This is a genomic window from Ruminococcus sp. CAG:57 (assembly GCF_000435935.1).
In the GTDB taxonomy this organism is placed as follows: Bacteria; Bacillota; Clostridia; order Oscillospirales; family Ruminococcaceae; genus Hominimerdicola; species Hominimerdicola aceti.
Genome location: NZ_FR890758.1, coordinates 29,377 through 40,426 on the forward strand (window position 1 = coordinate 29,377; position 11,050 = coordinate 40,426).

The following is an 11,050-nucleotide window of genomic DNA, read 5'->3' on the forward strand; positions in this document are numbered from 1 at the left end:
CTCTTCCGATAGAACATTTCTCAAAGGCACTGCTTATATCTTTGTACCAGTTAAGAGTATTTTCAGCAGATGCAAGATTTATAACACCGTATTCTCCACAATACATAGGAACATTTCTTTCCTCTGCGACCCTTACAGCCTCAGCAAATCTTCCCATAAAATAATCAGGCGTAAATTTCTCTGTCTTGACCTCCTCGTATGTCTGCATATATTCAAGACCAAGACGCTTTATCTCAGTTCTGTATTTTGGGACGCTTCCCGGATAATCGATCCTGAAATCTCTCGGCATCTCATCTACCCAATAGGCAGCCTGATGAGTGAAAAGGAATGGGTCATAGCAATGGAAAGTATAAACTATATGCTCGTCGTAAGGTTTATCAAGATCTTTCATTGAATCAATAGAGTTGTTCCAGTAGCTGCCCACAATAATATTTATATCAGCACTATATTTTCTAATAAGCTTTATGGCATTTTCAACGATAGCATTCCACTTTTTGCTGAACTTAGGATCAGTTACCTCATTGAGAAGTTCAAAAGAGACCCTGTCAGAATATTTGCTGAAACGCTTTGCAAACTCTTCCCAAAGGTCATAGAATTTCTGCTGAAGCTCAGCGTTATCAAAGAATCCGCTTTCAGCCTGAGCCTTGTCAAAGAAAAAGCCCATTGTCTTATGGAGGTCAAGTATCATATTGATACCGTTATTTCCGCACCAATCGATACACTTCTGAACATAGTCGAATCCGCTCTCTATAAAGCCGTTTTCGTCCTGAAAGATATTATAATCAACAGGCACTCTAACGTGGTCGCAGCCCCAGCCCTTTATACGCTTGATGTCCTCCTCTGTAATAAAATTATCAAGATGTTCCTTACTGTAATCGCATTGTGACAGCCAGCCTCCGATATCGATGCCGTGCATATAGCCATTAAATCTTCTCATATTTTTAACCGTCCTTTCTGATTCTAGTTTTGTTTGCAACTATATCGTAGCACTATATGACCGGAAATTATATCATAATTTTAATATTCGTGTAAAAATCGTAATGTTATTATGACGTTTTAAAAATATTTCTCTAAACTATTGACATGCATTACGTTGCACATATAAAAATGCCTTTCTCAGATTAGCGGATAGGCTATACATAAAATAATGCAAGACCGCCGCAGGTCACGAATTAATACGACCTGCGGCGGTGACTTCTTTTATAGTTATCTGTGATCTAATTACCTTGAAACATAGCTAACATACTATTTCATATCCAGCGGATAAACAGGTCTTCTTATCTTCTTAAATTCACCGATTTTTGTAACGTCAGGATTATTGACACCTATACTCTCTGCTGTAAAATATACATATTCCTTGTCGCTAAAATTTGCCTTGTATGAATGGCCGAAGCCTTTGAGAACGAGAACTGAATATTTGTTGCTGTCAATGTCAAGATGTCTAAAAATATTTATCATCTCCGTTGGAACTTTATTTTCAGTTACAACAATATCTGCTTGTTCCGTGCTAATAACAGCTATGCGACCATAATCAGTATATGTTTCCCCATAATCTGCAAATTCTTCACCATTAGCTTCGCACATTGGTATTGGTTTGCAAATGAGTTTAGTGACCACCGCCATTATCGGTAAAGGTCGTCCGTGCTTATTATCAGTTTTTCCACCAAGAAGTCCCTTTATAACAGCACCCTCTCCTGCTGCAAAAGCCATTTCCGTGATCTCTCTATCACAGATAGTTGATACCCCTATTTTATTTATACCGCCCTCAATAAGTTTATCAAGAATATAAGTACCATCAGCAGGACCGCCGCCGAGCGGGTCATCACATTCATCGATAACGGCATATTTCTTTGAAGGTGTACTCTTTATTGTGCTTATTATTTTGTCAAGTGGATCAAGGTGCACAAAGAAACTATCTTTTTTGTCTATAAACATATTTGATATGTCATTACATATTGCCTGTGCATCGGATACATCTGTTGTCACCGTACAAATAATAGACGGACCTGCATTATATTTGTCAGAGCCATAAAAGCCTGCAAATGGTGATACATTGATAACGCCTGCCTGTTTCTCATATTCAAAAGCTTGGGCTATAAATGGCGTCATAGCACCACCATTTGTATCTGTATTGATCGCAGGCAAAAGGAGCGGAGGCTGAGCATATGCCGTTTTCATTACAAAGCCTTCTTCAAGCTGTCTATGATATATCTCCACACATTCCGATTCACGTTTCCTTATATCAACGTGAGGTTCTGTATTATAACCCAGAAGAAGGTCTGCATTCTTCACCATAAGAGGAGATACATTTGCGTGCAGGTCAAGTACAGCATATATCGGCGTACCTTCTCCAACAAGTGCCTTGATTGAGCTGAGCAAGTCCCCCTCACAATCATCAAAGCCTTCAACTACTGCTGCACCATGGAGATTGAGAAACACAACATCAGGCTTAGTAAAAGCGATCCTTTCAAGCATTCTCTCTTTTATAGCGACATATACATCTTTTTCAATAAGTCCCGACGGCGTAGCAAACGCAGCTGGCAGAGGTAATACATCATCATTATACTTTGCCAATGTTCTCAAAAAGCCCGTTATCTCACGAGCGTCGTTGAAATACTCCGTAAACTCCTTAACATCATCAGTATCAATGTAATCACGAGCTTTAAAGCTGTCAAGGTCTGTGCGTATAGCACAGAATGTATTTGTTTCGTGAAAAAAGCCGCCTACCGCCGCTCTCATAAAAATCATCTCCAATAGTCATTATTAAGGGTTTAACATTACCTTATAAAAATTATATTAAATTATAAAAGAGATTTCAAGGTCATAACACCACAATTGTCTCTGTGTTCTTTGCACAATTACTGATTATTGTGCACTCGCAACAACATTATTTGTAACTTGCACAACTTGATTAATCTTGTTTATTGTGATATACTTAGGTCATAGAAAGACAAAACAGAATATTTCAAAGAACAAAGACGTTATTTCCTTTTTAAAGGCAAATGGCGTCTTTTTTATTCAGGAGGTTGGATTACATGAAAAAAATCGAAATTATCACAAGAACGGAAAAGCTAGAGATTATCAAGAAGATCCTTGTCAATCACAATTGCCTTGGTCTCACCGTTTATTCAGTAATGGGTTGTGGACGTCAGAAAGGTCATATCAGCAAAGCTGAAAATGATGATGTTGCAACTAATCTTCTCCCTAAGATATATGTTATGACAGTTGTAAAAGACAGTGAGCTAAAGCTCATTATGAACGACATCTACAATGAGATTGGTACAGGAACACACGGCGATGGCAAGGTATTTGTATCTAACATCGAAGATGCCATGAGAATCCGTACAGGAGAATGTGGAGAAAATGCTTTGTAAGCAGTAAGAGAGGTAACTATGAAAGAGAAAAAAGTAATAGTGTCCTTAAAAGGCATATCAAAAACATATGACAATGATGTCAAGGTCGTCAAGAATATTGATCTGGATATTTATGAGGGCGAGTTTTTGACTATTCTTGGAGCTTCTGGCTGCGGCAAAACCACCACGCTGCGTATGATAGCTGGCTTTGAGGACGTTTCCTCCGGCGATATTTGTATCGACGGCAGCTCCGTGATAGGTGTTCCGCCTTATAAAAGACAAGTAAATACGGCTTTTCAAAGTTATGCTTTGTTTCCTCATCTTAGCGTTTATGACAACATTGCATATGGTCTGAAATTAAAAAAAGTTTCCAAAGCAGAGATACACGAAAGTGTTTCACATATGCTTTCGCTTATCAGGTTAGACGGATATGAAAAAAGGAAGCCTGCTCAGCTTTCAGGCGGACAAAAACAGCGTGTATCTATTGCAAGAGCACTCATCAATAATCCAAAGGTATTGTTGCTTGACGAACCATTGGGGGCTCTTGACCTTAACCTCAGAAAGCAGATGCAGCTGGAATTGAAAACAATGCAGAAAAAGCTTGGCATAACATTTATATACATCACTCACGATCAGGAAGAGGCTCTGACGATGAGTGACAGAATTGCTGTAATGCACAAGGGCATACTTGAACAGGTCTGTTCCCCAAAGGAACTTTATATGAAGCCAAAAACAAAATATGTTGCAGAATTTATCGGTGAGTCAAATATCTTCGAGGGCGTAGTAAAGGACAGAAATAGCGACAACTGCACAGTTGCGATCGAAAGTGGAAACATCCTGTGCAGCGGTGATGGTTATGTTGCAGGACAAATGGTATATGTTTGCATTCGTCCAGAAAAAGTACGGATCACAAGAAAAGCAGGAAGCGGCAATTCACTGCCAGCCGAGATAAAGGAGCAGATATTTACTGGCAATATGATGAAACATATTGCCGTGCTTTCTAACGGACACGAGATAAAAGTTGCAGACATTGCTTCCTACAACGATATAAATATCGGTGACAAGGTATATCTTGAATGGGACGCAAAGGACGCTGTAATGATCAAAAATCCGACAGGCCCTATGGCCGAAAATTTTGACACATTGCGGGGGGTGCAGTAAATGACAACATCACGCAGCAGGTTCAATTTCACGGCACTTGTATATATTCTCCCACTAACTTTGGCACTTCTGCTGCTTGTGGTACTTCCACTTTTATATGTTGCAGCAATGAGTTTTATGGGACGTGGCGCATACGGCGGCACTATCAGAAGATTTACAGTTGACGCTTATGAGTCTCTTGCAGATTTTACTTATCTCAAAGCCGTAGGAAGATCAATATGTATGGCTCTTAAAAGCTCTGTATTATGCATATTGCTTGGATATCCATTTACCTTTATTGTGGCAAGAAAATGGAAAAAATCAGGCAAGCTGCTTATGTTTCTGCTCATGATACCTGTTTACACCAGTAGCCTTGCAAGACTATATAGCCTTGTTATAATGTTTAATTCATCTGGCTTGATAAATACTGCTCTTATGAAGCTTCATATCATAAGCTCACCTTTGCAGATACTTTATACAAACGGCTCGATCACAATTGGGCTTGTACAATATCTTCTGCCGTTTGCAGTAATGCCGTTATATTCATCTATAGAAAAACTTGACGAATCAACTATCGAGGCGTCTTATGACCTTGGAGCAGGCAAGGTAAAGACCTTCATAAAGGTAATTCTCCCTATGACTTTTCCGGGAATAATCGCAGCATTTATCATTCTTTTTGTTCCTGCTATAGGCACATATTTTATTACAGATGTTATCGGCGGTGGAACAGTATATATTATAGGTAACATTATATGCAACCAATTTCTCAGTGCAAGGAACTGGCCTCTCGGTGCAGCACTCTCAGTGTGCGTTGTAATATTCATTCTGCTTATGCTTTATCTTTACAGTAGGATAGGAAACCTTGATGATTTGGGGGCGATGTAAATGAAAAACAGCAAACTTGTAAATAAAATAACGAATGCTTATGTGATGCTGATATATGTGTTTGTATTTATTCCTGTAATAGTTATGGTCGCATTTTCATTCAACAGCCTGCCTTCAAATCAGCATTGGGAAAGCTTCACGCTTGATTATTACAGCAAACTGTTTTCTGATAGTGAAATGATCCAAGTACTTATAAACTCACTTACACTGGCAGTAGTAAGTACGCTTGCCGCTATCTTTATCGGCACCCTTGGTGCATATGCGCTTTGCAGGCTTAAATTCAAGGGCCGTTCGTTTCTGAATTTTATGGTTTTTGTACCTATGGTGATCCCAGAAATAGTTATAGCGGTAGCATTTCTTGGGCTTACAGGTGCAGCTGGTATATCAAAAGGCTTTGGGGTTATGGTATGTGCGCATACTATATTCATTCTTCCGTATATTATCGTTACGCTCAAGTCAAGATTTGCAGACTATGATGTTTCTATAGAAGAAGCTTCACTTGACCTTGGTGCAAACCAGATATATACATTCATACACATCATCTGTCCTATGATACTTCCAGGTATTTTTACTGGCGGACTTATGGCATTCTCGCTGTCATTTGACGATCTTATCGTATCAAATTTTCTCAGCAACACGGGATATACCACACTTCCTGTAAAAATATACTCAAATCTGAAGGTAGGTATCTCACCTGAATATAACGCATTGTTCACCATAATATTTGCGGTAATGCTTATAGCTACCGCGGCTATTGCAATAAAAAAGAAAAGAGGAAAGTAAAATGAAAAGAAGAAAATTTTTGGCGTTGACAGCAGCATTGGTATTGGCGGCAACAACCGGACTGGCTTCCTGTGGAAACAATTCAGGCAGCAAAGGCGACACAAAAGAACTTAATATGATTCTTTACCCTGACTATGTCCCTCAATCTGTCATTGACAGCTTTGAAAAAGAAACAGGCATAAAGTGTAATATCGACTATGTTGACAATGACACTCTCATCTATACCAAGTGGTCAGAAGATCCCAAGGGTTATGATATTGGTCAGCCTGCTATTTCTACTCTGCACGCACTTATCGATGCAGATATGCTTCAAGAAATAAGCTATGAAGATATTCCAAACAGCAAATATATTTCCACAGATAAATGTGATATCTCACTGAATGACAATGACAAGAAGTACTCTATTCCATATAACACCACCGGCGGTTACACTTGGATATACAACACAAAGACCTGTCCTGTCACTATCACAAAAATGGATGATCTTCTTGATGAAAAGCTTCGTGGTCAGATCGTTACAATGCCTTATTCGTTCATGTGGTATCCGTCAGCACTTATGCACCTTGGATATTCAGACTCCTCCACAGACGAAAAAGAGATTGCTGAAGCAACAGAATGGGTCAAGAAGCTTACTGCGAACGTAAAGGTGTTCGACGGTGCAACACCAAGTTCTTCTGTGAAAAATGGCGAATGCAGTGTGGCTCTTACATTTGCAAGTGACGCTTCAAGGGCGCTTCTTGATGACCCTGATCTTGATTACCTCAAGGTAGAAGACCAGACATTTATGCAATGCACACAGTATTGGGTTATTGGAAAGCAATCGCCTAACAGTAAGAATGCTGAAAAGTTTATTGATTATATATGCGACCCTAAAATTTATGCAGAGTGTTTGAATACATACCCCGCTATATCAAATAATGAGGAAGCGCTGAATTATGTTTCCGATGATTATAAGAAAATAGAAGGTATGTTTGAGATCCCTGATGATAAAAAATCATACATTCTCAATTCGGACCTCCCTACTGACGCACTTTCCACATATGATGAACAATGGAATAAGATCATGTCAAACTAAGGAGTGATCCTACAATGAGCAAAGATTATTCTGAGATAGCATACAAACATACACGTTTTTTTGTTGAAGAATGCGGAGAGCGTATCGCAGGCACTGCACAGATGAACAAGGCAGCAGAACACGCTGTCGAAGTGTTCAGATCTCTCGGCATGAAATATATCCAGCATCATTTTCAAGTACCTGTTTGCAACACTGAAAAAAGCGTTATTGAGTTGATCTCAAACAAGCAAATCACACCTCTGCCACATACTAATGTGTGCTTCTGCACAGATACACCAGAGGGTGGCTTAACAGCGGAAGCTGTACTTATACATTCAGACGTCAAGAAAATGGGTGTTATCGGCGAGATCTATCCTATCAGTGACAAGTGTATAAAAACAGATATCAAAGGAAAGATCGTAGTTATAGAGCGAAGCGTTCTTATGGATTACCCAGATATAGACACCTACAAGGTACTTGAAAAATATAAACCCGCTGCCGTAATATTCACAACAGACGAGTCACAGCAAGGCATACCATATGTGTATTCAAATTTTGAGTACAGAGAAGCACAGTATATGCTGCCGTCATTCATAATGAACAAAAATGATGTGAATAAACTGTTCAGCCAAAATGATAAGGTCATACTGCACGTTGAACTAAAAACTCAGGTTCAGAAAAAAGAAAGCACCAATACGATAGGCGTGATAGAGGGTACAGACAAGCAAGATGAAGTGATCTTGATCTCAGGTCATCTTGACTCGGCAGTCAGCAGCAAAGGTGCTGTTGATGATGCAGGTGCAATAGGCACTGTTATGGCATTAGCAGAAAAATACAAGGCTCTATCCGACAAGGGCGTCAGAACACATAGGACCTTGTATTTTGCCTGCTGGTCGGGTCACGAACCTGGTCTGCACGGAAGCAAATACTTTTTGCAGCAAAACCAGGACATTTACAAACGTATAAAATATAATATCAATTACGATATCCTTGGAATGGCAACGCCTTATTCCATAACCTATGCAGGCGTAAAAGACTTTGAAGCGATATTTGAAAAAGTATTTGAAAAGTGCGGCTCAACGTTGGACATTTTTTCCGGACCTGTTCCCTGTGACACACTAAATCTCACATCAAACAAAATCCCTAGTCTTACTATGTCAAACGGTGGATTCGTATGGGGACATACGCCTGCTGATGATATGAAAAACATTGACAAAAGGGGCTTTGATCAGCCTATTGATTTCTCAAGTGAGCTTATAAACTATCTTGACAGCCTTGAAAAAATACCTCAGGGATACACTGATGATATTGAAAAACAGCTTGATATATATGCCACACGATATGGCTGGGATTTCTGACAGGAGGCATATGTTATGAAAATAATTGATCTGAGCGGCGAATATACAGAAAAAATGTGGTATTATGGTGAGCCATATACGCCATACAGCGTAAAAGATCTTGCGTGTGTCGATAAAAATGGCTATATCGCAAGAGAATATACACTGACAGCCCACACAGGCACTCACATAGAAAACAGCGCTCATTGGAGCGAAAACGCACAGGGAATAAGCGAGACCCCTATTGAGAAATTCGCAGGTAACGCTCGGTTACTTTACCTGCCGTTCTCAGAAAGCAAAGAGATAACAGTGAAAAGACTAAAAGCAGCAGGTGCTGATGATCTTGAAAAAGACGAGATATGTATTATCCGAACAAATTGGGATAGCTTTTGGAACAAAAAAGAATATGTATCTGAAAGCCCATATATTACAGTACCTGCGGCAGAATATCTTGTATCAAAGGGAATAAAACTCGTGGGAATGGACAGCCCTATGATAGGCGATCCGAATGACGGGATCTCATCAGTAGGAGCTGACCTCGTTCTTCCTGACTATAAGTTTTCAGAGGCAGGGATACCGATAATACTTGGTCTTGTAAATTTATCATCTCTGCCTGAAAAGTTCTTTTTTACAGCCTTTCCACTAAAACTGCATAACGGTGAAGGAAGTCCCTGCCGTGCAACTGCAATAACATTTTAAGATAAAGGAGCTATTTATTATGGAATATGAAATTCAGAAACATCTGCATTATGCAGGAATACCAAGTTTTAATCTTTATCCGTACACACAGGATACTGAATGTGCTGACATAACTATAATGGGTGTACCTTTCGATAGTGGTGTTACAAATCGTCCAGGTGCAAGACTTGGACCAAGAGCTATAAGAAATATGAGTCAGCTTACAAACTGCTTTGCCTACCCATGGAGCTACAAACTCAGCGATAACGCAAAGATCGTTGATTACGGCGATGTAGGATACTATGTGGGTGCAAATACAACGAAGGTAATGCTTGAGGAAACGTATAATACTGCCAAAAAAGTTTTTGAATCTGGCAGCAAACTTCTTACCCTTGGCGGAGACCACACTATTCCATATGGTATGGTCAGAGCTGCAAGCGAAAAGTTTGGAAAACTTGCTCTGCTGCATTTTGACTCTCATCAGGACAGCACTCCGTCCACTGATGGAAATGTATCCCACGCAAACTTCGCATATGACTTACAGGCTGAGGGGTGTATCGACCCGTCACATTCGGCGCAGGTTTTTATAAGAACTGAAATGACTAAATGTGGATATAATATTTTCTATGCTATGGACGCTGTAAATATGGATATGAAAGAGCTAGCTAGACAGTTGAAAGCCATTGTGGGCGATATGCCTGTATACATAACCTTTGATATTGACGCTCTCGATCCCTCGGCTGCACCAGGTACAGGTACGCCTGTTATTGGCGGTCCTACCTCAGCTCAGGCAAGGCGACTACTTTACGAACTGCGTGGTATCAATGTTGTAGCAGCAGATCTTGTAGAGGTGCTTCCCGCATATGACCACAGCGAGATCACCGCACTTGCGGCGGCAACGATCGCACAGGACCTTATGTATCTTATGTATAATAAAGGATAAATCTCGCATCTCCAGCCCATAGTTTTACCTATGGGCTAAAGGTGTTTTTAGGAGTGATAACAAATGAACTGCGAAGATCTAATGAACATTCCCAAAATATATTCAGGAATGAAGCTTATAGCGGGTGGGTCAGGAATGTACAGAAACATACGGTGGATATATTTTGCCGATTGTACACAATGTCTTTCAGATGATTTTAAAGTCTCACAGTTGATACACGGAGGAGAACTTGTTATTGTCACAAATGCAGCACTCACAGACAATGATGACAAAATGCTCAGTATGATTGTGGAAATGAACCAAAAGAATATAGCTGGGCTTGTTATAAATGTCGGACAGATATCACCTATGCTGACCGAATACTGCAATGACAACGAACTACCGCTGTTTGAACTGTCCTATGATCTGCACCTCATTGATCTTTCACAGATCGTATGCAAGGCATTGGTGGAAGAAGAAAGCAACACAAACTCGATAGATCAGCTTCTTGCTGCAATAATTTATTCCTCTAATATAAATGACGCTGATATAAAGATACGGGCAGGCTATCTAGGCACTAATATATCGGATAAAAATCACATAGTCGTGCTGAAGTTAAACAAAAACAACAAACTTCAGGACTCTTATGAAAATCTGCAAAGATATATCAGATATGAATTTAAAAACTATGGTTTGCAAAAAATGCTGATGCTCTGGCAAATAGATACAGGCATAATGCTTATCCCCTCGGAGTTATTTAGCCGCGATCTGCTCTCCAATATACTCACAAGGATAATAGACCACATTAATTCTTACTACGGCATTGACGCAAAGGCAGGGATAGGATCTGCATATGAATACATATCGGAATTAAAGAAAAGCTTTCAGGAAGCTCTGA

11 protein-coding genes are annotated in these 11,050 nt (G+C 39.8%); 9 read left to right on the forward strand and 2 right to left on the reverse strand.

What is annotated here, in order from left to right; genetic code table 11:
- Positions 1-937: cellulase family glycosylhydrolase (locus QVO88_RS08405; RefSeq protein ID WP_288177912.1), on the reverse strand; the 937-nt coding region annotated here is incomplete at its 3' end.
- 308 nt (positions 938-1,245) lie between these two features.
- A complete protein-coding gene (locus QVO88_RS08410; RefSeq protein ID WP_022288051.1) occupies positions 1,246-2,739 on the reverse strand; it encodes a M81 family metallopeptidase in 1,494 nt (497 codons plus the stop codon).
- Positions 2,740-3,035: 296 nt separating this feature from the next.
- Between QVO88_RS08410 and QVO88_RS08415 the strand changes: the two genes are divergently transcribed.
- The 9 genes from QVO88_RS08415 to QVO88_RS08455 form a co-directional block, all read left to right on the forward strand.
- Positions 3,036-3,374, forward strand: a complete 339-nt coding sequence (locus tag QVO88_RS08415) for a P-II family nitrogen regulator (RefSeq protein WP_022288052.1) — start codon at positions 3,036-3,038, stop codon at positions 3,372-3,374.
- Between the two features lie 18 nt (positions 3,375-3,392).
- Positions 3,393-4,514, forward strand: a complete 1,122-nt coding sequence (locus QVO88_RS08420) for an ABC transporter ATP-binding protein (RefSeq protein ID WP_022288053.1) — start codon at positions 3,393-3,395, stop codon at positions 4,512-4,514.
- Complete coding sequence (locus QVO88_RS08425; RefSeq protein WP_022288054.1) at positions 4,515-5,378, forward strand: ABC transporter permease; 864 nt, start codon at positions 4,515-4,517, stop codon at positions 5,376-5,378.
- On the forward strand, positions 5,379-6,161 hold the full coding sequence (locus QVO88_RS08430; RefSeq protein ID WP_022288055.1) for an ABC transporter permease: 783 nt from the start codon (positions 5,379-5,381) through the stop codon (positions 6,159-6,161).
- A gap of 1 nt (position 6,162) precedes the next feature.
- Positions 6,163-7,236 (forward strand): PotD/PotF family extracellular solute-binding protein, encoded by a 1,074-nt coding sequence (locus QVO88_RS08435; protein WP_022288056.1) that lies wholly within the window; start codon positions 6,163-6,165, stop codon positions 7,234-7,236.
- Positions 7,237-7,250: 14 nt separating this feature from the next.
- Positions 7,251-8,573 carry a M28 family peptidase gene (locus QVO88_RS08440; RefSeq protein WP_022288057.1) on the forward strand — a complete coding sequence of 441 codons (1,323 nt, stop codon included), beginning with the start codon at positions 7,251-7,253 and terminating at the stop codon, positions 8,571-8,573.
- A 15-nt stretch (positions 8,574-8,588) separates the two neighbouring features.
- The gene (locus QVO88_RS08445; protein WP_022288058.1) at positions 8,589-9,251 is read left to right on the forward strand and encodes a cyclase family protein; all 663 of its coding nucleotides are present in this window, start codon (positions 8,589-8,591) and stop codon (positions 9,249-9,251) included.
- Positions 9,252-9,270: 19 nt separating this feature from the next.
- Positions 9,271-10,173 (forward strand): agmatinase, encoded by a 903-nt coding sequence (speB, locus tag QVO88_RS08450; RefSeq protein ID WP_022288059.1) that lies wholly within the window; start codon positions 9,271-9,273, stop codon positions 10,171-10,173.
- A 135-nt stretch (positions 10,174-10,308) separates the two neighbouring features.
- Positions 10,309-11,050, forward strand: a 742-nt coding sequence (locus QVO88_RS08455) for a PucR family transcriptional regulator (RefSeq protein ID WP_288177917.1), incomplete at its 3' end; no start/stop codon positions are given.

What these genes read in the sequence shown, in the direction of transcription:
- QVO88_RS08410 (WP_022288051.1), bottom strand. Translation starts at nt 2,739, where the DNA reads ATGAGAGCGGCGGTAGGCGGCTTTTTTCACGAAACAAATACATTCTGT.
- QVO88_RS08415 (WP_022288052.1), top strand. Translation starts at nt 3,036, where the DNA reads ATGAAAAAAATCGAAATTATCACAAGAACGGAAAAGCTAGAGATTATC.
- QVO88_RS08420 (WP_022288053.1), top strand. Translation starts at nt 3,393, where the DNA reads ATGAAAGAGAAAAAAGTAATAGTGTCCTTAAAAGGCATATCAAAAACA.
- QVO88_RS08425 (WP_022288054.1), top strand. Translation starts at nt 4,515, where the DNA reads ATGACAACATCACGCAGCAGGTTCAATTTCACGGCACTTGTATATATT.
- QVO88_RS08430 (WP_022288055.1), top strand. Translation starts at nt 5,379, where the DNA reads ATGAAAAACAGCAAACTTGTAAATAAAATAACGAATGCTTATGTGATG.
- QVO88_RS08435 (WP_022288056.1), top strand. Translation starts at nt 6,163, where the DNA reads ATGAAAAGAAGAAAATTTTTGGCGTTGACAGCAGCATTGGTATTGGCG.
- QVO88_RS08440 (WP_022288057.1), top strand. Translation starts at nt 7,251, where the DNA reads ATGAGCAAAGATTATTCTGAGATAGCATACAAACATACACGTTTTTTT.
- QVO88_RS08445 (WP_022288058.1), top strand. Translation starts at nt 8,589, where the DNA reads ATGAAAATAATTGATCTGAGCGGCGAATATACAGAAAAAATGTGGTAT.
- speB (WP_022288059.1), top strand. Translation starts at nt 9,271, where the DNA reads ATGGAATATGAAATTCAGAAACATCTGCATTATGCAGGAATACCAAGT.